The organism is Streptomyces sp. NBC_01410, from assembly GCF_045040195.1.
GTDB lineage: Bacteria > Actinomycetota > Actinomycetes > Streptomycetales > Streptomycetaceae > Streptomyces.
On record NZ_CP109530.1, the window covers coordinates 1,181,099 to 1,203,334 of the forward strand.

The following is a 22,236-nucleotide window of genomic DNA, read 5'->3' on the forward strand; positions in this document are numbered from 1 at the left end:
ATCTTTGAGGGGGACCCCTTCCCATGCACGCAGACATCTCCCGCAGCACCTTCCGGCCGGACCGGCACTACTCGGCTGTGATCGCCCAGCAGGGCCGCGTCCAGCTGGACGCCGACGCCAATGAGCAGACCGCGATCCAGCTGACGCAGGCCCGTACCACCGCGGCCGATCTGATCGGACAGCACGGCGGGCCGCGCGGCGCGACCGGCTTCGAGCTCCACTTCCTGGGCGGGAGCCGGGAGTTGGACGATCTTTCCATCGGCGGCGGACGCTATTACGTGGACGGCATCCTGCTGGACGCGACCCGCCCGCAGCCGGGCGTCCCGGTCGTGGACGACGCGCACAGCGCCGAGGAGGGCGAGAAGGACGAGCCCGCCGAGGCGCCCGCGCCCGCCGCGCCGCCGGCCACCTGGACGTACTGGGACCAGCCTGACGGATACCGGGACGCCGAGCGTCCCGGCGACCGGCTCCCCTCCCAGTTCCCGTATCTCGCCTATCTGAAGGTGTGGGAGCGCTCGGTCACGGCTGCCGAGGACCCGCTGCTGCGTGAGGTGGCGCTCGGGTCGGCGATGCCCGACACCGCGGCCCGGCTGAAGGTCGTGTGGCAGGTCGTTGCGCTGCCCGGCTCGCAGCTGGAGCTGGCGGACGGGGCGACGAAGGACCAGGTTCGGGCGGCCTTCACGAAGTGGGCCGCCGCGCAGGCGCCGAGCGCGCGGATGGCGGCGCGCAGCGAGCGTCCCGAGCACGCGGACGAGGACCCTTGCCTGGTGAAGCCGGACGCCCGCTACCGGGGCCAGGAGAACCAGATGTACCGCGTGGAGATCCACGAGGGCGGCGCGGCCAAGGACGCGACCTTCAAGTGGTCGCGGGAGAACGGCTCGGTGACCTTCGCGGTCGACGGACTCGACGGCACCTGGGTGGAATTGGCCTCACTCGGCAGCGACGACAAGCTCGATCTGAACGTCGGTGACTGGGTCGAGTTCGCCGACACCGCCTACCTCAGCCGCAACGAACCGCTGCCTCTTCTGCGGGTCGAGGAGCTCGACCTGCCGGGACGCCGGGTGCGGCTCTCGGCCGAGCCGGACCCCTCAGTGGGCCGCCGCCCCGAACTCCACCCCTTCCTGCGGCGCTGGGACCACCGCTCGGGCTCCGGGCGCGCGAGCGGCTCCGGCCGTACGAAGCAGGGAGCGGCCAAGCTGCGCCATGGAGCCCTGCGGATCGAGGAGGGCGGCTGGCTGCCGCTGGAGGACGGCGTGTTCGTCTACTTCGAGCCCGGCAAGACCTTTTCGACCGGCGACTACTGGAGCGTCGCGGCGCGCACGGCGACGGGCAACGTCGAGTGGCCGACGGATGCGGCTCGCCGGCCGCTGCTCCAGGCCCCTGCGGGCAACCATGTGCACTACGCGCCGCTCGCCTGGGTGCTCGGCGAGGGCTCGGTCGCCGACCTGCGCCAGACCTTCGCCCCGCTGGCGGCGCCCATCCCGGCGGCCGACGCCGAGGCGCTGGTGGCGGAGGCCACGTACGAGGCGGAGGCAGCGGCCGCGGAGAACGCGGCGGCGGGCGGTTCGGACCCTGGCACGGCGGGGCAGGACGTCGAAGGACAGCCCGACCACTGACGTAGCACCTGGAAAGGAGCACCACGATGGCAACGCCTCTGACCGCCTCCCAACTGGTCAAGGTTCTGCGTGACGAAGGGCTTCAGGTCGTCGAGGAGCGGAGCTGGCGCACGCACAACCGCAACCACAAGGGGCCCTGGGGCCCCATGCACGGCGTGATGATCCATCACACCGTCACCGAGGGCACCCAGAACTCCGTGAACATCTGCTACGACGGCTACTCCAGCCTGCCGGGGCCGCTGTGCCACGGGGTGATCGCCAAGGACGGCACGGTCCACCTGGTCGGCAACGGCCGGGCCAACCACGCCGGACTCGGCGACGACGACGTCCTGCGCGCGGTGATCAACGAGACCGCCCTGCCCTCCGACAACGAGGCCAACACGGACGGCAACCGCTACTTCTACGGCTTCGAGTGCGTCAACCTCGGCAACGGCTCGGACCCGTGGCCCGCGGTGCAGCTGGAGGCGATCGAGAAGGCCGCGGCCGCGATCTGCCGGGCACACGGCTGGACGTACCGCTCGGTGATCGGCCACAAGGAGTGGCAGCCGGGGAAGGTCGACCCGCGCGGGTTCACGATGGACTCGATGAGAGCGCGGATCAAGGCGCGTCTGGGCGGCGGGCCGGACGGCCCGCCGAAGCCGCCCGCGCCGAAGCCTCCGGCGACGTTCGAGCCGTTCCCCGGCGCCGCGTTCTTCGCACCGGGGCGGCGCAGCCCGATCATCACCGCGATGGGCAAGCGGCTGGTGGCCGAGGGCTGTGGACGGTACGAGGAGGGCCCGAGCCCGGACTGGTCGGAGGCCGACCGGAAGTCGTACGCGGCGTGGCAGCGGAAGCTGGGGTTCTCGGGGAGCGATGCGGATGGGATCCCGGGGAAGGCGAGCTGGGACAGGCTGAAGGTGCCGAACGTCTGAGGGGGTTGTGGTTTCCCCCTACCCGCCCCTTCCCGTAACCGGGGCTCCGCCCCGGACCCCTTGCGGGGGCTCCGCCCCCGAACCCCCGCGCCTCAATCGCCGGCGAGGCTGAAATTTCCGCCGGTCGGCCTGAATATTCAGGCCGACCGGCGGAAATCCAGCCCGTCCGGCGTTTGAGGACATGCGGCCGAAGGTCGCATACGGGGGCCCGGGGGCGAAGCCCCACTCCGCGCCCGAAGCCGGCGCGCGGGGTCTGGGGGCTTGCCCCCAGTTACGGGAAGGGGCGGGGTGGGGGAAAGACCCCCGGAGGGTGCCGCCGGCCGCCCGCGCGGGCCGGTAGGGTTCCGCCCCGCAAAGGGCGACCCATCCGCCCGCACTGGAGGAACCCCATGAGCCAACTCACCCTCATCGACGCCGGCGACCTCCGCGCCGCCCTCCCCCTCGCAACCGCCGTCACCGCCATCCAGCACGCCCTTCGCGACGGGCTCGACCCCGAAGCCGACCCGGCCCGTTCCGTGGTGCCCGTCGAGCACGGGCAGCTGCTGCTGATGCCCTCGCACTCCCGCCGCTACGCGGGCGTCAAGATCGCCACCGTCGCGCCCGGCAACCCCGCGCTCGGACTCCCCCGGATCCAGGGCAACTACCTGCTGCTGGACGCACAGACGCTGAGCCCGCTCGCCGTGCTGGACGGCGTCGCCCTGACCGCGATCCGTACCGCCGCAGTGTCGGCGGCCGCCGCCGATCTGCTGGCCGTGGCGGAGCCCGAGCGGCTCGTCGTCTTCGGCACGGGCCCGCAGGCACACAGCCATGTCGAGGCGCTGCGCGCGATTCGCCCGACGCTGCGGCACATCACGGTCGTGGGCCGCGACGAGGGCCGACTCGCCGCCTTCCTCACGCAGTACGGCGATGCGGGTCCGACCGTCGAGGCGGGCGCCCCCGACGCCGTGGCGCGCGCCGACCTGGTGGCATGCTGCACCACGGCCCGTACTCCCCTCTTCGACGGCTCAGCTCTGCCCGCGCATGCGACGGTCGTCGCCGTCGGCTCGCACGAGCCCGACGCGCGCGAGGTCGACGACACAACGGCGCGGCGGTCGACCGTCGTGGTCGAGGCGCACGGGGCCGCGCTGCGCGAGGCCGGTGACGTGATCCTCGCCGTCCGGTCGGGTGCGCTGGACCCCGATGCCCTGGTGGGCCTGGCGGACCTCGTACGCGGCACGGTGAAGGCCGACACCTCCCGGCCCCGGCTCTTCAAGAGCGTCGGCATGGCCTGGGAAGACCTGGTCCTCGCCGGCGTCGCATACGAGTCCCGCCAGGGGTAGGGCAGTTCACCCAGAGGTACGTAACCTCAACGGCTCGCTGCGGGCTCCGCTCCGTGCCACACCGTGGTGATGTTGCAGAACTCGCGGATTCCGTGACCCGACAACTCCCTGCCGTAGCCGGAGCGCTTGACGCCGCCGAACGGCAGCGCGGGATGCGAGGCAGTCATTCCGTTGAAGAAGACCCCGCCCGCCTCGAGGTCGCGGGTGAAGCGGCTCACCTCCGCGTCGTCGCGCGTCCACACGTTGGAACTCAGCCCGAAGGGCGTGTCGTTGGCCAGATTCACCGCCTCGTCGACATCGGCCACGCGGTACACCGTGGCCACCGGACCGAATGCCTCCTCGTGGTGGATACGCATCTCGGGCTTCACGTCGACGAGGACCGTGGGCTCGTAGTACCAGCCCTGGTCAAACTTTTCGGGGCGCTGTGCCCCGCAGCGGGCCGTGGCCCCCAGGCGCAGGGCGTCGTCGACGAGCTCCTCCAGGTCGGCGCGGCCCTGTGCGGTGGAGAGCGGGCCGATGTCGGTGGAGTCCCGCATCGGATCGCCGACGGTCAGCTTCCGCATGCCCGCCGTGAAGCGCTCGCAGAAGTCCTCGTACACCTCGGCGTGGACGATGAAGCGCTTGGCCGCGATGCAGGACTGGCCGTTGTTCTGCACGCGGGCGGTCACCGCTGTCTGCGCCGCGCGTTCGATGTCGGCCGACGGCATCACGACGAAGGGGTCGCTGCCGCCGAGTTCCAGCACCGTCTTCTTCACCTCGTCACCGGCGATCGCCGCCACGGACCGGCCGGCCGGCTCACTGCCCGTCAGTGTCGCGGCGGCGACCCTGCGATCGCGCAGCACTCCCTCGACCGCGCCGGATCCGATCAGCAGCGTCTGGAAGCACCCCTCCGGGTATCCGGCGCGCCGGAACAGCTCCTCCAGGTAGAGGGCGGTCTGGGGCACGTTCGAGGCGTGCTTGAGCAGTCCCACATTGCCCGCCATGAGGGCGGGGGCGGCGAAGCGCACGACCTGCCAGAGGGGGAAATTCCACGGCATGACCGCCAGCACGACGCCCAGCGGGCGGTAGTGGACGCTCGCCCGCGAGGCCCCGGAGTCCTTCACATCGACGGTCGAGGGGTTCTCGTCGGCCAGGAGCCGCTCGGCGTGGGCGGCGTACCAGCGCATCGCCTTCGCGCACTTGGCCGCCTCTGCGCGGGCGGCCGTGATCGGCTTGCCCATCTCGGTGGTCATGGTGCGCGCGATGGAGTGCTGATCCTCTTCCAGCAGGCTCGCGGCACGGTCGAGCAGTTCGGCCCGGTCGCCGAATTCCGTGGTGCGGTGCTTCTGGAAGGCGGTCACTGCGAGCGCGAGACGCCGCTCGATCTCGTCCGGTCCGAGCGCGTCGAACGTCCTGAGCGTCTCACCGGTCGCGGGATTCACGGTGGCGATGGGCATGGCAGGTCCTCCTCGAACTATCCGCTGCCGCTCTCGAGAAGAAGCTGGACGTCCTTCTCCTGGTCACCCGCTGCCATGCCCTGCGCCTTGACGGCGAAGGCGTCGGCCAGGGTCTCGGTCATCCGGTCCACACCCCAGTAGGTGCCCTGGAGATCCACTCTGACGGGCGCCGTCAACCGCACCGGTCCGGGCTTGGCGTGCGAGGGCGCGACCTCGAAGGTCGACGTCCACACGCTCGTATGGACGTCCGAAGTGTCGTGGGAGGTGTAGTCGGGTACGTCGTCGTCCGCGCGGTCGGAGGCGAACGACTGCCTCAGCAGCCGGAAGACGCTGTGTGCGTCCTCCTTGGCGCAGCTGCTGAGCGTCACGACGACAGGTGTCGTGTGCTCCTGGGTGCTGTTCACGGTGATTCCTGCCTCTCGGGATCCAGTGCTGTGCCCTCCGTCGCCGGGCGGGCCCGCTCCACCGAAGGGGTGCGCCTCCTACAGCCTCACCCGGTGAGGCACCGTCTGCGACCGGACTCAGCCGGAGGGCTCGTCCGGCACGGGCTGCTCGGGGTGCACTGCGCCACTGCGCGGCTCTCCGCCGCGGCCCGCCCCCGACTCGTCCATTTCCGGAAGGCTCGCGTCGGGATCGTGTGGGTCCTCGTCCGAGTCGTGGCTGCCGGCTGTCTCCAGCGGGTCGCCGTCCTCGTGCGCCTGCTGATCGGGCAGGTCGCGGGGCACCTGCGTGCCGGGGTCGTTGTCGGCGTCTGCGGGATCGCGAGGCCGTCGGTCGGTCATGGGTCTCCTCCTTTGCAGGGCGCGCCCTCGGACGCCGGGCGGGTACCCGCACTGCGTGCGGCCAACCGGAGGTACCGACGCCGGTTCGCGGCTCTGCCCGCGCTGCGCCGAACGGCTACGCCAGGGCCGTTCCCGGGCCGGCCGGACGCTGCCGGGCCCAGCGGTACAGGACGACGGAGGCCACCGCGGCCAGCGCGCACCAGGTGGAGACGAATTCCAGCCGCCACAGCAGCGCGCACGCCACGGCCCAGAGCCCGGCGACCACTCCCAGCAGCCGGAGCACCGGATCCCCGCCGAGCAGGAGTGCGCCGACCGTGGCCAGCAGATAGCCGATGATGATCAGCGGGGAGCGCGGCAGATCCAGCACATAGCCGAGGGTGTGCCCCCGCATTTGTGCGGTCACGGACCGGGTCGCGAGGCTGTACGCGAGGACAGCGGCGGTGGCGATCCCGACGGCGGCGAGCACCGCGAGCCTGCGCCGGGCGTGCGGCGGCGCGGCGAGGAGTACGCCGAACGCACCCACACAGGCAGCAGGGGCAGGGCGATGACGGCCCAGGCGACGGTGGCCGGACCCGTGCCCCCACCGGAGCGCCAGACCACCGACTCGATGATCTGGTGCGCTCCGAGCAGCAACGGCAGCGCGGCGAGCGGCAGATCGCGGAGGCGGCGCACCTGCGCGACGCAGGCCACTCCGATCGCGGCGACACATGTACCCGCCGCGAGGTCGGCTGTCGCACTCCAGCACATGGCGTCAAGCTATATCCCACTAGGCCGTACGGATCCGTGAACACCGTGAGTGCTCGCCGTGACCGGAAGGAAACGCCCGATGTCCAAGCAGTCCAACGGGTCGAACGTCGATGTCGTCCGCGCCTGCATGGAGAGTTACATCGCTCAGGACCGTGCCGCAGCGGACCGTCTTATCGCCGAGGACTTCGTGTTCACCAGCCCGCAGGACGACCGTATCCACAGGGCGGCATTCTTCGAGCGCTGCTTCCCCACGGCCGACCGGCTGCGGTCCCCGCAGATCATCGAGGCCGTCCCGGCGTCGGGCGACGGCGTGTTCATCGCGTACGAGTACGAGCTCGAGAACGGCGAGCGCTACCGCAATGTCGAGCTGAGCACTGTCCGGGACGGGCGGCTCACCGAGACGCAGGTCTTCTTCGGCGGCCGCGTTCACGGCCCGTGACCGGCGCGGCCTGTGCGGCCTGTGCGGCCTGTGTGACCTCCGGGGCCGCGGCAGCCGGAGCGTCTTCACCCCGGTGGCCGGTTGTTGACCGGGCGGTCATGCGGTCGTCGCCCCGGGCGGTCACGCTGGTCACGTGGACGTCACACCTCTGGCCCGCGCCCTGCTGGATCCCGTACCGGCGCACCGGACTGCCGGTATCGAAGTGCTCCGCGCCGCCGACGGTGTCGCGGAAGTCGCCCTGTCGACGCCCCAGGCGCTGACGAATGTGATCGGGTCCCTGCACTCCAGCGGGCTGATCACATTGATCGACGCCGCCGGGCTCGCCGCGATCATCGGGGCGGCCGAGGACGAGAAGGAGTTCCACGGAGTCGTGCCGCTCGGGGCCGCCGCGGCCATGGAGTTCCTGGCGCCCGCCCGGGGCAGGCTGGTCGCGTCCTGCCGGCTCGACGAGCCGGCTCTGCGGGAGCTTCGTCCGGTCCTGGTGGGGGCCGCGCTCCGCGCCCGGTTCACCACCCACGCCGAGGTCGTCGACTCGACGGGTGTACTGGTGTGCCGTGGCAGCTTCGAATGGAGCGTACGGCGCACGGCGGGCGCGGTCTGACGTGAGGCGCCGGGCCGCTCGGCGCCGCCGGATCAGGTGTTCTTCGGTGGCTCGTGCAGGCCGAAGGGTGAGCCCTGATCGTCGTGGCACAGCGTGAACCGGCCGAAGCGGGCGACGCTCTCGTCGTCGCTGCCCGCGTCGAAGTCGTCGACCGTGCCGCCCAGTTCATGGACCCGTTCGAGCGCGGCCTTCATGTCGTCGACCCTGAAGAAGAGATACGGGCTCGCGCCCGCGTCGCCGCCGTGCACTCCGCCGGGGACGTTGGGCGTGCCGATCGCATAGCCCCCGCCCTCGGTCGGCCCCGGATCGAAACTCCAGCCGAACAGGCTGCCGTAGAACGTGCGGGCCACCTCGAAGTCGCCCACGCCCAGTTCGAAGAAGGAGATCTCACCGGCCATCGCGGGTCCCGCCTTCCGTACGGAGACTGTCCGTCCCACCGTGTGCATCCACGGTACGGCCGCCCCCGCGCCCGTGCACCCGGCCCGCTCACCCTGTCAGTGGCCGGGAGGTGTCGGGCCGGACGGCCGCGAGATAGGCGAGGATCGCGTCGCGGTTGCGCGCCAGACAGTCGATGCGCTGCTGGATCCGGTCCGCCTCGCCCCGCAGCAGCGCCGCGGTTTCCTCCGTCAGGCACTCGGGATGGACATGGATCTCGTCCGGCTCGGTGAGGAAGGGCAGGATCCTGCGGATGATCTCCGTGGTCAGACCGGAGTCGAGCAGCCCGCGGATCTGCTGGACCCGGTAGACGGCAGACGTGTCGTAGGCGCGGTAGCCGTTCTCGGCCCGCTCCGGGTGCAGCAGGTCCTGTTCCTCGTAGTAGCGCAGCATCCGGGTGGGGACGCCGGTCTGCCGGGACAGTTCGCCGATCTTCATGGCCGCTTCTCCTTGCCTTCACACTGATGTGAAGGTCTCACCATGGTCGCATGTCGACCGCACCCACGCCGCCTCCCCTGATGCCGCCCGCGCCCGGGCTGCCGCTGTGGGGACTGCTCGCCCTGTTCACGGCCGCTTTCACGGCCGTGATGACCGAACTGCTCCCGGCCGGGCTGCTGCCCCGGATGAGCGAGGACCTGCGGGTGACGCAGGGGCGCGTCGGATTTCTGGTCACCGGGTACGCGGCCGCCTCGTTCCTCGCCGCGATACCCCTGACCACCGCGCTGCGCGGGCTGCCCCGGCGGCCGGTACTCATCGGCGTGCTGCTCGGGTTCGCGCTCTGCAACACGGTCACCGCCCTCTCGTCCTCGTACGCCCTGACCTTCGGGACCCGGCTGCTGGCCGGTGCGATGGGAGGCCTGCTGTGGGCGATGCTGGCCGGTTACGCGGCCCGGATGGTCCCCGCCGAGCGCCGCGGCCGGGCCATGGCGATCGTCCTGGCCGGGATCACCGTCGCGCTCTGTGCCGGAATTCCGGCCGGAACCGCGCTGGCCGCCGCCTTCGGCTGGCGCGCCGCGTTCGCCTCGCTGGCCGTCCTCTCCGTGGTCCTCGTGGCCTGGGTGCTGCGGAAGGTCCCCCGTTTCCCGGGGGAGCCGGCCGCCGACCGTGCACGGCTGCACCGCATCGCCACGCTGCCCGGGATCCGGTCCGTACTTCTCGTGACCCTGTTCCTCCTGCTGGGCCACCAGACGATGTATACGTACATGTCGCCCCTTGCCGAGCGTGCGGGACTCGGCGACGCGGGCCCGGTCCTCCTCGTCTTCGGCGTCGCCACGGTCGCCGGGATCTGGACCGTCGGCGTCCTCGCCGACCGTCACCTCCGGCCGGCCCTGCTGACGGCGCCGGCGCTGATCGCGGCCGCGACACTCGTCCTCGGTCTGTTCGGGCAGGCTCCCGCCGCCCTGCTCATCGCGGCAGCTGTGTGGGGCGCGGCCTTCGGCGGGGCGCCCACGCTTCTGCAGACCGCGCTGGTCGACTTCTCGGGACCCGCACACGCGGACGTGGCCACCGCCCTCCAGGCCACCGTCTACAACATCGGGATCGCCGCCGGTTCCCTCACCGGTGGAATCGTCCTGGAAGGCGCAGGCGCGGGCGACTTGCCCTGGACGGCACTCCCGCTGATCGCCGCCGCACTGGCCACCACCTGCGCTGCCCGCCGGATAGGCCATCGCGACCGAAGGATCAAGGGCGGTCCTGAGAGTGCAAGGTCACAGCCTTCTCCCCTGCTGCACCTTTGCGCCAGTGACCTAGCATCTGAGCATGACGGTCCTCCCCGATGACGGGTTCTCACTGGCCGCCGAATTCCCGGATGCGACCCACGAGCAGTGGCAGCTGCTGGTGGCCGGCGTGCTGCGCAAGGCAGGCAAGGACGCCCCGGACACGGCGGCCGATGACGTGCTGTCCACGGTCTTGGAAGACGGGCTCGCCACCCGCCCTCTGTACACCGCGGACTCGGCACGCGACGGCGCGGACGGCGCCGGCTATCCGGGCTTCGCCCCCTTCACCAGGGGCGGCAGGCCCGAAGGCGGCGCGCTCTCCGGCTGGGACGTACGCCAGCGCCACGACCGGCCCGATCCGCTGCGCGCGAACGAGGCGGTGCTCGCGGACCTGGAGAACGGGGTCACCTCGCTCTGGCTGTCCGTCGGCGCGGCCGGAGTTCCCCTCTCCGCACTGGCCACCGTCCTGGAGGGCGTCTATCTCGACCTCGCCCCGGTCGTCCTCGACGCGGGGGCCGAATTCGAGGCCGCCGCACGGGAATTGCTGCGTCTGTACGAGGAGCGGGGCGTCGCCCCCGGGGCCGCGCTCGGCAATCTCGGCGCCGACCCGCTGGGGCACGCCGCTCGCACCGGCCGGTACGAGGACCTCGCCACACTCACTGCCGCGGCGGCCGAACTCGCCCGGCTGTGCCACGCGACGTACCCCGGGCTGCGGGCACTGACCGTCGACGCGCTGCCGTACCACGAGGCCGGCGCCTCGGCCGCCCAGGAACTGGGCTGTTCGCTGGCCACCGGTGTCTCACTGCTGCGGGACCTGACCGCGGCCGGAATGAGCGTCGAAGCGGCCTGCGGCCAGCTGGAGTTCCGGTACGCGGCGACCGCCGACCAGTTCCTCACCATCGCCAAGCTGCGTGCGGCGCGGCGCCTGTGGGCCCGGGTCGCCGAGGCCTGCGGCGCGGACCCGGCAGCGGGCGCACAGCGCCAGCACGCCGTGACGTCCCCGGTGATGATGAGCCGGCGCGACCCGTGGGTGAACATGCTGCGCACCACGGTCGCCTCCCTCGCCGCCGGCGTCGGCGGGGCCGACGCGGTGACGGTGCTCCCCTTCGACCACGCGCTCGGACTGCCCGACGCCTTCGCCCGCCGTATCGCCCGCAACACCTCGACGATCCTGGTCGAGGAGTCGCATGTGGGTCGCGTCATCGATCCGGCAGGCGGTTCCTGGTACGTGGAGCAGCTGACCGACGAGCTGGCGCAGGCCGCCTGGGCCTGGTTCCAGGAGATCGAGCGTGCCGGGGGCCAGGAGGCAGCGCTGCGCGCCGGTCTGGTGTCCGAGCGGATCGGCGCCACCTGGCAGAACCGTACGAAGAACCTCGCCAAGCGGCGCGAACCGGTCACCGGGGTCAGCGAGTTCCCGATCCTTGACCAGCCTCCGGTCGAGCGCGACCCCGCGCCCGCGGCACCCTCCGGCGGACTGCCGAAGGTGCGCCGCGACGAGGCCTTCGAAACCCTGCGGGCCCGCTCCGACGGCCATCTGGCGGCGACCGGCACCCGGCCGCGCGTCTTCCTGGCGGCGCTCGGCCCGGCGGCCGCGCACACCGCACGCGCGTCCTTCGCCGCGAACCTCTTCCAGGCGGGCGGCATCGAACCGGTCCATGACCCGGTGTCCGTCGACGCGGCCTCGGTCGCCGAGGCGTTCACCGCAAGTGGAGCGAGCGTGGCGTGCGTCTGCTCCAGTGACACGCTCTACGCCGAGCAGGCCGCGCCGGTGGCCGAGGCGCTGAAGGCGGCCGGAGCCCTGCGGGTGTTCCTCGCGGGCCGTCCCGGTGAGCAGCGCGAGACGTATGTACGTGCCGGAGTCGACGAGTTCGTCGTCGCGGGCGGCGACGCGGTCGCCGTCCTGACCTCCGCGCTGGACCGGATGGGAGTGGCGTGATGAGCATCCCCGACTTCTCAGGTGTCGAACTCGGGCCCGGCAGCGCCTCCGGCGTGTCCGGGGACCAGTGGCGCAGCGCCGTCAAGGACTCCACCGGCAAGGGCGCGGCCGATCTGGTGTGGGAGACGCCCGAGGGCATTCCCGTCAAGCCGCTGTACACGGACGAGGATCTGGCCGGGCTGGACTTTCTCGGCACGTATCCGGGCATCGCGCCCTATCTGCGCGGCCCCTACCCGACGATGTACGTCAATCAGCCGTGGACGATCCGTCAGTACGCCGGGTTCTCCACCGCCGAGGAGTCCAACGCCTTTTACCGGCGCAATCTCGCCGCCGGACAGAAGGGTCTCTCGGTCGCCTTCGACCTGCCGACCCACCGCGGCTACGACAGTGACCATCCCCGGGTGACGGGCGATGTCGGTATGGCCGGTGTGGCCATCGACTCGATCTACGACATGCGGCAGCTCTTCGACGGCATTCCGCTGGACCGCATGAGCGTGTCGATGACGATGAACGGCGCCGTCCTTCCGGTGCTGGCGCTGTACATCGTGGCCGCCGAGGAGCAGGGCGTACCGCCCGAGAAGCTGGCCGGGACCATTCAGAACGACATCCTCAAGGAGTTCATGGTCCGCAACACCTACATCTATCCGCCCCGGCCCTCGATGCGGATCATCTCGGACATCTTCTCGTACACCTCGCAGAAGATGCCCCGCTACAACTCGATCTCCATCTCCGGCTATCACATCCAGGAGGCCGGTGCGACGGCCGATCTGGAGCTGGCGTACACGCTCGCCGACGGCATGGAGTATCTGCGGGCCGGTATCGGCGCGGGACTCGACGTGGACGCCTTCGCGCCGCGGCTCTCGTTCTTCTGGGCGATCGGCATGAACTTCTTCATGGAGATCGCCAAGCTGCGCGCCGCGCGGCTGCTGTGGGCGAAGCTGGTGAAGACCTTCGACCCGAAGAACCCCAAGTCGCTCTCGCTGCGCACCCATTGCCAGACCTCGGGCTGGTCACTGACGGCGCAGGACGTGTTCAACAACGTCACCCGCACCTGCGTGGAGGCGATGGCCGCGACCCAGGGGCACACCCAGTCGCTGCACACCAACGCCCTCGACGAGGCGCTGGCCCTGCCGACCGACTTCTCCGCGCGCATCGCCCGCAACACCCAACTGCTGCTCCAGCAGGAGTCGGGGACCTGCCGGGTCATCGACCCCTGGGGCGGCAGCGCGTACATCGAGAAGCTCACCCACGATCTGGCGCGCCGCGCCTGGCAGCACATCGAGGAGGTCGAGGCCGCCGGCGGTATGGCGCAGGCCATCGACGCGGGCATCCCCAAGCTGCGCGTCGAGGAGGCCGCGGCCCGTACGCAGGCCCGAATCGACTCCGGACGACAGCCGGTGATCGGTGTGAACAAGTACCGCGTCGAGACCGACGAGCAGATCGACGTGCTCAAGGTCGACAACTCCTCGGTGCGCACCCAGCAGATCGAGAAGCTGCGGCGGCTGCGCGCGGAGCGGGACGAGAACGCCTGCCAGGACGCGCTGCGCGCGCTGACCGCGGCCGCCGAGTCGGGTCCGGGCCCCGGTCTGGAGGGCAATCTGCTGGCGCTCGCGGTGAACGCGGCCCGTGCGATGGCGACCGTCGGTGAGATCTCCGACGCCCTGGAGAAGGTGTACGGGCGGCACTCGGGGCAGATCCGTACGATCTCCGGTGTGTACCGGAACGAGGCAGGGACGTCACCCGCGGTGGAGCAGACCCGCACGCTGGTGGAGGAGTTCGAGCAGGCCGAGGGCCGCCGTCCGCGCATCCTGGTCGCCAAGATGGGCCAGGACGGCCATGACCGCGGCCAGAAGGTGATCGCCACGGCCTTCGCCGACCTGGGCTTCGACGTGGATGTCGGCCCGCTGTTCCAGACGCCTGAGGAGGTGGCCCGCCAGGCGGTCGAGGCGGACGTCCACATCGTCGGCGTGTCGTCGCTGGCGGCCGGGCATCTCACCCTCGTACCGGCGCTGAAGGAGCAACTGGCTGCCGAGGGACGGAACGACATCATGATCGTGGTGGGCGGGGTGATTCCGCCCCAGGACGTCCAGACGCTGCACGAGGCCGGAGCCGCCGCGGTCTTCCCGCCGGGCACGGTGATCCCGGATGCGGCGCAGGACCTGGTGAAGACGCTGGGCGCCTCGCTCGGCCACGAGTTGTAGGCCCATGCCACCGGTCATCGACATCGACAGCTATGTCAAAGGCGTGCGTGAGGGGTCGCGGGCGTACATCGCCCGCGCCATCACACTCGTCGAGTCCACGCGCGCCGATCACCGTGCGCTGGCCCAGCGGCTGCTGACCGAGTTGCTGCCGTACTCGGGTACGGCGCGGCGGGTGGGCGTCAGCGGTGTGCCCGGCGTCGGCAAGTCCACGTTCATCGACGCGCTCGGCACGATGCTCACCGGCCTCGGCCACCGGGTCGCGGTCCTCGCCGTCGATCCGTCGTCGACCCGTACGGGCGGCTCCATCCTGGGCGACAAGACCCGGATGGAGCGGCTCGCGGTGGATCCGGCCGCCTTTGTGCGGCCGTCCCCCACCTCGGGCACGCTGGGCGGAGTGGCCAAGGCGACCCGCGAGACCATCATCGTGATGGAGGCCGCCGGCTACGACGTGGTGCTCGTGGAGACGGTCGGGGTCGGCCAGTCGGAAACCGCCGTGGCCAACATGGTGGACTCCTTCCTGCTGCTGAGCCTGGCCAGGACCGGTGACCAGCTCCAGGGCATCAAGAAGGGCGTCCTGGAGCTGGCCGACGTGATCGCCGTCAACAAGGCGGACGGCCCGCACGAGCGCGACGCCCGCTCCGCCGCCCGTGAACTGGCCGGTGCGCTGCGGCTGATGCACCCCGCCGACGCCGCCTGGACTCCCCCGGTGCTGTCCTGCAGCGCGCGGGAGGGCACTGGGCTCGACACTCTCTGGGAGCGTCTCGAACAGCACCGGGCGCTGCTGGACTCGACGGGCAGGCTCGCCGCGAAACGCCGCGACCAGCAGATCGACTGGGCCTGGACGATGGTCCACGACGAGCTGCGGGACCGGCTGCGCAGCCATCCCGGTGTGCGCGCGCTCGCTCCCGGCCTCGAACAGCAGGTGCGGGACGGGGAGTTGACGGCGACGCTGGCGGCGGAACGGATCCTTCAGGCGTTTCAGCGACCGAGCTAGGCCGTGTCTGACAAATCTCGCCTGGCGCGCGACGCCCGGCACGCCCACTCGCTGCGTTGTCGGAGTCATCCAAGTACGTCCAGTACGAGGATGATCCTCCGCCTTGCGATTGCACGCACCGGACGCCGCGCACCCCGCCCTGCGGGCGGACGGCGCTATTTGTCAGACACGGCCCAGCGGTTCCGGGGCGGGCTCGATGCGGCCAGGCCCCGGAACCGTACGACTCAGGAGGACATCGTGAGCCCGGCCCGGACCTCGCGCGCCGCGGCGACCAGGTGCTCCAGTGAGGTACGGACCTCGGGCCAGCCGCGCGTCTTCAGACCGCAGTCGGGGTTGACCCACAGCCGCTCGGCGGGGATCGCCTCAAGTCCCTTCCGCAGCAGCGCGGTTGCCTCCTCGGCACTCGGCACCCGCGGTGAGTGGATGTCGTAGACACCGGGCCCCACCTCGCGCGGATATCCGGCCGTGGCGAGTTCGCCGGCCACCTGCATGTGGGAGCGGGCGGCCTCCAGGCTGATGACATCGGCGTCGAGGTCGTCGATCGCCCGGAGGATGTCACCGAACTCGGCGTAGCACATGTGCGTATGGATCTGGGTGTCCGGACGGACGCCGCCGGTGGTCAGCCGGAAGGCCTCCGTCGCCCAGGCCAGATAGGCCTCGTGGCCCTCGCCGCGCAGCGGCAGCGTCTCGCGCAGCGCAGGCTCGTCCACCTGGATCACCGAACTGCCCGCCGCCTCAAGGTCGTTCACCTCGTCACGCAGGGCGAGGGCGACCTGGCGTGCGGTCTGGGCGAGCGGCTGGTCGTCGCGTACGAAGGACCAGGCGAGCATGGTGACCGGTCCGGTGAGCATGCCCTTGACGGGGCGGTCGGTGAGCGACTGGGCGTAGCGGGTCCAGCGGACCGTCATCGGATCGGGGCGCGAGACGTCGCCTGCCAGGATCGGCGGCCGGACACAGCGGGTGCCGTACGACTGGACCCAGCCGTGCTGCGTCGCGAGATAGCCGCTGAGCTGTTCGGCGAAGTACTGGACCATGTCGTTGCGTTCGGGCTCGCCGTGCACGAGCACGTCGATTCCGGTCTTCTCCTGGAAGGAGACGACCTCGCGGATCTCGGCCTCGATGCGCTCCTCGTACCCCTGGGTGTCGATGCGCCCGGCCCGCAGGTCGGCCCGTGCGGTGCGCAGTTCGACGGTCTGCGGGAACGAGCCGATCGTGGTCGTGGGCAGCAGGGGAAGGCGCAGACGTGCGCGCTGGGCCGCGGCGCGCTGCGCGTACGGGAGACTGCGCCGGGTGTCCGCCGCGGTGACGGCCGCGCTGCGCGCGCGAACGGCGGGGTCGCGGGTGAGCGCGGAGGTGGCGCGGGAGAGCAGGTCGGCCCGGTTGGCGGCGAGTTGGGCGGCGATGGCGTCGGTGCCCTCGGTCAGCCCGCGGGCCAGCGTGACGACCTCGGCCGTCTTCTGGCGGGCGAAGGCCAGCCAGCGGGCGACCTGTGTGTCGACATCGCGTTCCGCGGCGGCGTCGAGCGGCACATGCAGCAGGGAGCAGGACGGCGCGACGTCCACCCGGCCGGCCAGCCCGAGCAGGGTGGCGAGGGTGGCGGCCGACTTCCCGAGGTCGTTGATCCATACGTTGCGGCCGTCGACGACTCCGGCGACGAGCCGCTTGCCGGGCAGTCCGCCGACGGCTGCGAGGTCGCGGAGGTTCGCGTGGGCCGGGCCGGTGAAGTCGAGGGCCAGTCCGTCGACGGGGGCCTTGGCCAGGACGGGAAGCGCCTCGCCGAGCCGGTCGAAGTAGGAGGCGACCAGCAGCTTCGGCCGGTCCCTGAGCCCTCCGAGCTCGCGGTAGGCACGGCCCGCGGCGCCGAGCACGGCGGGCGGCTGGTCCTGGACCAGGGCCGGTTCGTCGAGTTGCACCCAGGCGGCGCCCGCGGCCCGCAGCTCGCGGAGCACCTCGGCGTACACGGGCAGCAGCCGGTCCAGCAGGGTGAGCGGCTGGAAATCGGAAGCGACTCCGGGCGCGGGCTTGGCGAGCAGCAGATAGGTGATCGGTCCGAGGAGCACCGGGCGGGCGGTGAGTCCGAGCGCGAGCGCTTCCTTCAGCTCGGTGGCCTGCTTGGCACAGTTGGCGGCGAAGGCGGTGTCGGGGCCGAGTTCGGGGACGAGGTAGTGGTAGTTGGTGTCGAACCACTTGGTCATTTCCAGGGGGGCGACGTCCTGTGTTCCGCGCGCCATGGCGAAGTAGCCGTCGAGCGCGTCGGCTTCGACGGCCGCCCGGTGACGCGGGGGAATGGCGCCGACCATGACGCTGGTGTCCAGGACGTGGTCGTAGTACGAGAAGTCTCCGGTGGGGACTTCGTGGATACCGGCGCCCGCGAGCTGCTGCCAGGTGGCCCGGCGCAGCCGGGCGGCCGTCTCCTGCAGGGCGTCGGCGTCGACGCGGCCCTTCCAGTAGCCCTCGACGGCCTTCTTCAGTTCCCGGTTCGGGCCCTGACGGGGGTAGCCGTGGACGGTGGCCCTGGATCCTGCGGCCGTGGATGTGCTGGTCACGGAACTCTCCTTCGCGAGTACTCGTCCATGACCTCGGACAGCTCGTGGAACGCGAAGGAGGGCAGACACACCCGTCTGCCCATGCCGCCGACCCGCCCACGAGGTCACCGAGATCTCCGCGCGCGTTCGCGCACGGGCAGTGGCAGGTCTTCGGACTCATGGGCACGCCCGCGCGTACGAGGTTTGCGTACGCGGGCACCTACTGGCCGTCGCTTCCCGGATCCGCTGCCGGATCCAGTGCGTATGACGGCGGTCGTTCCCACTCACCGCTGCGGGGCAGTTCCGGATTCCCACCGGATTCCCTCTTGCGACGCGCCTGCCTGGAGGACAGGGCGAACCAGCTGCACGATCACCCTAGGCGCGTCATTGACATGTGACCAAACAGTCACCTATTTTGGATGGCATGGACGAAGTGTTCAAGGCACTGGCCGACCCGACGCGGCGCAGTCTCCTCGACGAGCTCTTCCGTCAGGACGGGCAGACGCTCAGCGCGCTCGAGGCACGCTTCGGCATCAGCCGCTTCGGCGTGATGAAGCACCTCAAGCAGCTCGAGGAAGCCGGCCTGATCGTGACCAGGCGCCGTGGCCGGGAAAAGCTCCACTTCCTGAACCCCGTCCCTATCCGGCTCGTCCACGACCGGTGGGTGAGCAAGTACGCGGAACCCTGGGCGGCCGCACTCAGCGGCCTCAAGAGCCGACTGGAGAGCCCCATGGAAAAGGTCTTCGAGATTTACATCCGCACCACCCCTGAGCGCCTCTGGGAGGCGATCACCGACCCCGAGATCCGGAGCAAGTACAACTTCGGCATGCGGGTCACCTCGGACTGGCAGCCCGGCGGGCGCTTCGAGATGAGCTCCCCCAAGGCCGACGGCCTGCTCGGCGAGGGCGAGATCCTCGAAATCGATCCACCGCGCAAGCTCGTCCAGAGCATGGTCGCGCTCTGGAGCGACGAGGTGAAAGCCGAAGGCACGTCGAGGGTCACCTGGGACATCGAGCCCGTCGGCGACTCCTGCCGGCTCACCGTCACGCACGACCAGCTGCGCGAGGGTGCGAACGAGGAGCTGTACGGCGGTTGGCCGATGATCCTCTCCGGCCTCAAGACCTGGCTGGAGACGGGCGAGCTGCTGACCACGCCCGGCTCACTGATGTACACCTGATCAGGCCCGGCGACCCGCTTTTCCGGTACGGCTGTGCGCGGCGGTACCCGTACCGGAAAAGCGCCGGGTCACCTCAGGAGCCGCCGGACTGCCCGACGCGCAGGCCGGATCCCACCACGCGCGCCTTGATGCCGTCGCGCTCCACGGTGATGTGCTGGAGCCGCAACTCCTTCAGAGAGCGGGGCAGTTCGAAGGAGAGCGACAGCCGCTCGGACAGCTCCGGGGGCTTGAGGGCGAGCAGTGCCTCGACGAGACCGGGATCGATGCCCAGCTTCCGCAGCAGCTGCGGATGCTCGAGTACGACATCGACGAGATTCACCTTCATCAGCCGCTCGATGAACTTCGGAGCACTGGTGAGCCGGTGGAGCTCCTCCTCGCTCCGCAGGGCCCGGCGCACATACTCCCTGGGCACTCCGAGCCGGTCCACGATCGCGGGCACGGCGAGCAGCGCCTTCAGCCGGGCGCCTTCGGCGCTGATCCGCTCGGCGGCCTCGCGATGCAGCCGCAGGCCGGAGTGATCCGGATCCTTGCCGGGCCGGTAGGTGGCGACCCGGGGAATGTCGAGCCGCATGCCGTCCAGGGTGGTGGTGAGGGAGCGCTCGTTGTCACGCTGGATGTGCGCCTGTGCCTGTACGCGCAGATCCTGTCCGGCGACCGCGAGTTCGCCGTTCACCCGGACCGCGTCCGCGCCGCTGCCGGTGAACTTCAGCTGTGAGGCGCCCAGTTCACGGTTCAGGTCGTCGAAGGAGAGCAGCACCTCGCCGTCCAGATCGCCGATGACGGCGCCCTTGATCGAGGTCGGGGCGTCCCCGACGATGCGTACGTCCTTGGCGGTGGCCCGCACCTCGGCCAGCGAGACACGGTCGGCCGAGACATCGGGCACGGCGACATCGACCCGGTCGATCCGTTCGTCGAGCAGCTGGGTGAGGAACGGAAAACCGTGAATGTCCACGTCGGGCCTGGTGGCGAGCCCGAGGGACTTCTGGAGCTGGTCCGCCGCCCTGCTCTGCGCGTAGTACTCCGCGAGCCGGTCGGCGAGCAGCAGACACACAGCGCACAGGACGGCCGCGGCGGTAAGCTTCACCATCGCGGGCAGCGCCGCGAACCGGCTCTTGCCACGGTGGTTGGGCGGTGTCCAGTCGTCGTCGTCCGGGTCGGAGGTGAGCCCGAGCTCCAGCGGGTCCTTCGGGTCGTAGACGCTGAAGTCGGGCTCAGGATCTGCCAGTTGAGCGAGTTCTTCGTACGGATTTCGTGGATGCGCTGATATGCGTGTGGGGGGTCGCATCGCCTCATCCCACCTGTCGGCCACCCTCGAACGCAAATCCTGCTACCCATGGGTAGGGTTTGAGCCAAATATCGGCCACTCTGCTGCGCGGACGCCGTGGCGCGCGTCACCGTGCCCGCGGCTTCGCGCGCTCATTAGGCTGAGGACATGGTCACCTCGCACGTCCTCACATGGGAAGTCACCGGGAGCCAGGGGTACGAGACCTCGTGGATCGAGCTCCGGGGCACAACGCTCCAGGCCCGGGGGCGCGCGGTCGGAACCCGGCCGGAGGTCTACTGGATCTCGTACGAGCTCGATACCGACGAGGACTTCGTGACTCGTGAGCTGCATGTGCGCGCCGCGACCGCCCACGGTTCGCACGAGCTGCGCCTGCTCCACGACGGCGCCGGCCGGTGGACCGCCGACGGAAAGCGGCTGCCCGAGATGGACGGCGCGCTCGACTGCGATCTGGGGCTGTGTCCGCTCACCAACACCATGCCGGTGCTGCGGCACGGGCTCCATCTGGCGCCGGGCGAGCGGACGTTCCTGATGGCCTGGGTCTCGGTGCCCGATCTGACGGTGCACGCCTCTCGGCAGACGTACACCCACCTCGGGCGTACCGACACCGGTGCGCTCGTCCGCTTCGCGTCGGGCGACTTCCGCAGCGATGTGGAGTTCGACGCGGAAGGGCTCGTGATCGACTATCCGGGGGTGGCCCACCGCATGTCGGCCAGCGCGGCGGCGCGACCGGAATGACCGTCGAGGAGGCCGGAGTGAAGGTGGTGGAGGTATGAGACTCACGATCCTCGGCGGCGGGGGCTTCCGCCTGCCGCTCGTGTACGGCGCCCTGCTCGGCGACCACGCGGAGGGCCGTATCACCCACGTCGTCCTGCACGACGTGGACCCGGCTCGGCTGACCGCGATCGCACGGGTCCTCGCCGACCAGGCCGAAGGAGTGCCGGACGCGCCGCGGATCACCGTCACCACCGACCTCGACGAGGCCCTGCGCGGCGCGGACTTCGTCTTCTCCGCCATCCGCGTCGGCGGCCTGGAGGGCCGCGCGGCCGACGAGCGGATCGCCCTGGCCGAGGACGTCCTGGGACAGGAGACGGTCGGCGCGGGCGGCATCGCGTACGGATTGCGCACCGTCCCGGTCGCCATCGACATCGCACGCCGGGTCACCCGGCTCGCCCCCGACGCCTGGGTCATCAACTTCACCAACCCGGCCGGTCTTGTCACCGAGGCCATGGCCCGCCACCTCGGCGACCGCGTCATCGGCATCTGCGACTCGCCCGTGGGACTCGGCCGCCGGGTCGCCCATGCCCTGGGCGCGGACCCCGCAACGGTTTCGCTCGACTACGCCGGCCTCAACCATCTTGGCTGGCTGCGCGGCCTGCGCGTCGACGGCCGCGACGAGCTCCCCCGGCTGCTCGCCGACGCCGAACTGCTCGGCTCCTTCGAGGAGGGCAGGCTCTTCGGCGCGGACTGGCTCCAGTCGCTGGGCGCGATCCCCAACGAGTATCTGCACTACTACTACTTCAACCGCGAGGCGGTACGCGCCTATCAGGAGGCGGAGCAGACCCGCGGCGCCTTCCTCCGGGAGCAACAGGCCACGTTCTACGCGGAGATGGAGCGGCCCGACACCCCGGCGCTCGCGACCTGGGACCGCACCCGCGCCGAGCGCGAGGCCACCTATATGGCGCACAACCGCGAGGCCGCGGGTGCGGGTGAGCGCGACGCGAGCGACCTGGAGTCCGGCGGCTACGAGAAGGTCGCCCTCGCCCTGATGCGGGCCATCGCCCACGACCGGCGGACCACGCTCATCCTCAACGTCCGCAACCGCGCCACCCTTTCGGTGCTGGACGAGGCCGCGGTGGTCGAGGTGCCGTGCTCCGTCGACGCGAACGGCGCGCATCCCCTCCCCGTCTCCCCGCTGCCGCTCCACGCCACCGGTCTGGTCTGCGCCGTCAAGGCCGTCGAACGCGAAGTGCTCGCCGCGGCCTACAGCGGCTCGCGTGCGACTGCGGTGAAGGCCTTCGCCCTGCACCCGCTCGTCGATTCCGTGACCGTCGCCCGCCGACTCGTCGACGGCTACACCCGCGTCCACCCCGCGCTCGCGTATCTGAGGTAGGAGCCCG

The 22,236-nt window shown here is 70.9% G+C and carries 19 protein-coding genes, 1 pseudogene and 1 riboswitch; of the genes and pseudogenes, 12 read left to right on the forward strand and 8 right to left on the reverse strand.

From position 1 onward, the window contains the following. Window positions 1-23: 23 nt before the first annotated feature. The 3 genes from OG741_RS05480 to OG741_RS05490 all read left to right on the forward strand — a co-directional run bounded on the left by OG741_RS05480 (window position 24) and on the right by OG741_RS05490 (window position 3,846). Window positions 24-1,616, forward strand: a complete 1,593-nt coding sequence (locus OG741_RS05480) for a DUF6519 domain-containing protein (RefSeq protein ID WP_405595687.1) — start codon at window positions 24-26, stop codon at window positions 1,614-1,616. A 26-nt stretch (window positions 1,617-1,642) separates the two neighbouring features. Continuing rightward, window positions 1,643-2,527 carry a peptidoglycan-binding protein gene (locus OG741_RS05485; RefSeq protein WP_405595688.1) on the forward strand — a complete coding sequence of 295 codons (885 nt, stop codon included), beginning with the start codon at window positions 1,643-1,645 and terminating at the stop codon, window positions 2,525-2,527. Between the two features lie 389 nt (window positions 2,528-2,916). Then, window positions 2,917-3,846, forward strand: coding sequence for an ornithine cyclodeaminase family protein (locus OG741_RS05490; RefSeq protein WP_405595689.1), 930 nt, complete (start codon window positions 2,917-2,919; stop codon window positions 3,844-3,846). A 26-nt stretch (window positions 3,847-3,872) separates the two neighbouring features. Here OG741_RS05490 and OG741_RS05495 read toward each other — a convergent pair whose 3' ends face one another. The 4 genes and pseudogenes from OG741_RS05495 to OG741_RS05510 form a co-directional block, all read right to left on the reverse strand. Next, window positions 3,873-5,282 carry an NADP-dependent succinic semialdehyde dehydrogenase gene (locus OG741_RS05495; protein ID WP_405595690.1) on the reverse strand — a complete coding sequence of 470 codons (1,410 nt, stop codon included), beginning with the start codon at window positions 5,280-5,282 and terminating at the stop codon, window positions 3,873-3,875. A 17-nt stretch (window positions 5,283-5,299) separates the two neighbouring features. After that, the gene (locus tag OG741_RS05500) at window positions 5,300-5,686 is read right to left on the reverse strand and encodes a hypothetical protein (RefSeq protein WP_405595691.1); all 387 of its coding nucleotides are present in this window, start codon (window positions 5,684-5,686) and stop codon (window positions 5,300-5,302) included. Window positions 5,687-5,803: 117 nt separating this feature from the next. After that, window positions 5,804-6,064 carry a hypothetical protein gene (locus OG741_RS05505; protein WP_405595692.1) on the reverse strand — a complete coding sequence of 87 codons (261 nt, stop codon included), beginning with the start codon at window positions 6,062-6,064 and terminating at the stop codon, window positions 5,804-5,806. Between the two features lie 115 nt (window positions 6,065-6,179). Then, window positions 6,180-6,811: pseudogene (locus OG741_RS05510) on the reverse strand (DUF6629 family protein). Window positions 6,812-6,890: 79 nt separating this feature from the next. Between OG741_RS05510 and OG741_RS05515 the strand changes: the two are divergent. Then, window positions 6,891-7,250, forward strand: coding sequence for a nuclear transport factor 2 family protein (locus OG741_RS05515; protein ID WP_405595693.1), 360 nt, complete (start codon window positions 6,891-6,893; stop codon window positions 7,248-7,250). 133 nt (window positions 7,251-7,383) lie between these two features. Beyond that, on the forward strand, window positions 7,384-7,851 hold the full coding sequence (locus tag OG741_RS05520) for a PaaI family thioesterase (protein ID WP_405595694.1): 468 nt from the start codon (window positions 7,384-7,386) through the stop codon (window positions 7,849-7,851). 32 nt (window positions 7,852-7,883) lie between these two features. On the opposite strand, the gene OG741_RS05525 is transcribed toward OG741_RS05520, so the two are convergent. Continuing rightward, window positions 7,884-8,249 (reverse strand): VOC family protein, encoded by a 366-nt coding sequence (locus tag OG741_RS05525; RefSeq protein WP_405605414.1) that lies wholly within the window; start codon window positions 8,247-8,249, stop codon window positions 7,884-7,886. An 88-nt stretch (window positions 8,250-8,337) separates the two neighbouring features. Then, window positions 8,338-8,724 carry a MerR family transcriptional regulator gene (locus OG741_RS05530; protein ID WP_361903830.1) on the reverse strand — a complete coding sequence of 129 codons (387 nt, stop codon included), beginning with the start codon at window positions 8,722-8,724 and terminating at the stop codon, window positions 8,338-8,340. Between the two features lie 50 nt (window positions 8,725-8,774). Between OG741_RS05530 and OG741_RS05535 the strand changes: the two genes are divergently transcribed. From OG741_RS05535 to meaB, 4 genes are read left to right on the forward strand one after another with little or no spacing between them, the layout of a single operon-like run. Further along, the gene (locus OG741_RS05535) at window positions 8,775-10,064 is read left to right on the forward strand and encodes an MFS transporter (RefSeq protein WP_405595695.1); all 1,290 of its coding nucleotides are present in this window, start codon (window positions 8,775-8,777) and stop codon (window positions 10,062-10,064) included. After that, entirely contained in the window at window positions 10,045-11,937 is a 1,893-nt protein-coding gene (locus OG741_RS05540) for a methylmalonyl-CoA mutase family protein (protein ID WP_405595696.1), read from the forward strand. The genes OG741_RS05535 and OG741_RS05540 overlap by 20 nt, the downstream gene beginning before the upstream one ends. Beyond that, window positions 11,937-14,138: a methylmalonyl-CoA mutase gene (gene scpA / locus OG741_RS05545; protein WP_405595697.1), complete on the forward strand. Its 2,202-nt coding sequence runs from the start codon at window positions 11,937-11,939 to the stop codon at window positions 14,136-14,138. Before OG741_RS05540 ends, scpA begins: the two co-directional genes overlap by 1 nt. Window positions 14,139-14,142: 4 nt before the next feature. Beyond that, window positions 14,143-15,132, forward strand: a complete 990-nt coding sequence (gene meaB / locus OG741_RS05550; protein WP_405595698.1) for a methylmalonyl Co-A mutase-associated GTPase MeaB — start codon at window positions 14,143-14,145, stop codon at window positions 15,130-15,132. A gap of 224 nt (window positions 15,133-15,356) precedes the next feature. On the opposite strand, the gene metE is transcribed toward meaB, so the two are convergent. Beyond that, window positions 15,357-17,678, reverse strand: coding sequence for a 5-methyltetrahydropteroyltriglutamate--homocysteine S-methyltransferase (gene metE, locus OG741_RS05555; protein WP_405595699.1), 2,322 nt, complete (start codon window positions 17,676-17,678; stop codon window positions 15,357-15,359). 123 nt (window positions 17,679-17,801) lie between these two features. Next, window positions 17,802-18,035: riboswitch (cobalamin riboswitch) on the reverse strand. A gap of 46 nt (window positions 18,036-18,081) precedes the next feature. Between metE and OG741_RS05560 the strand changes: the two genes are divergently transcribed. Next, entirely contained in the window at window positions 18,082-18,834 is a 753-nt protein-coding gene (locus OG741_RS05560) for an ArsR/SmtB family transcription factor (protein ID WP_405595700.1), read from the forward strand. 73 nt (window positions 18,835-18,907) lie between these two features. Here the strand turns inward: OG741_RS05560 and OG741_RS05565 are convergent, their stop codons facing one another. Further along, a complete protein-coding gene (locus OG741_RS05565; RefSeq protein WP_405595701.1) occupies window positions 18,908-20,119 on the reverse strand; it encodes a DUF2993 domain-containing protein in 1,212 nt (403 codons plus the stop codon). A 147-nt stretch (window positions 20,120-20,266) separates the two neighbouring features. Between OG741_RS05565 and OG741_RS05570 the strand changes: the two genes are divergently transcribed. Together OG741_RS05570 and OG741_RS05575 are read left to right on the forward strand one after the other, a co-directional pair. Then, a complete protein-coding gene (locus OG741_RS05570) occupies window positions 20,267-20,854 on the forward strand; it encodes a putative glycolipid-binding domain-containing protein (protein ID WP_405595702.1) in 588 nt (195 codons plus the stop codon). 34 nt (window positions 20,855-20,888) lie between these two features. Then, window positions 20,889-22,229 (forward strand): 6-phospho-beta-glucosidase, encoded by a 1,341-nt coding sequence (locus tag OG741_RS05575; protein WP_405595703.1) that lies wholly within the window; start codon window positions 20,889-20,891, stop codon window positions 22,227-22,229. Window positions 22,230-22,236 lie beyond the last annotated feature (7 nt).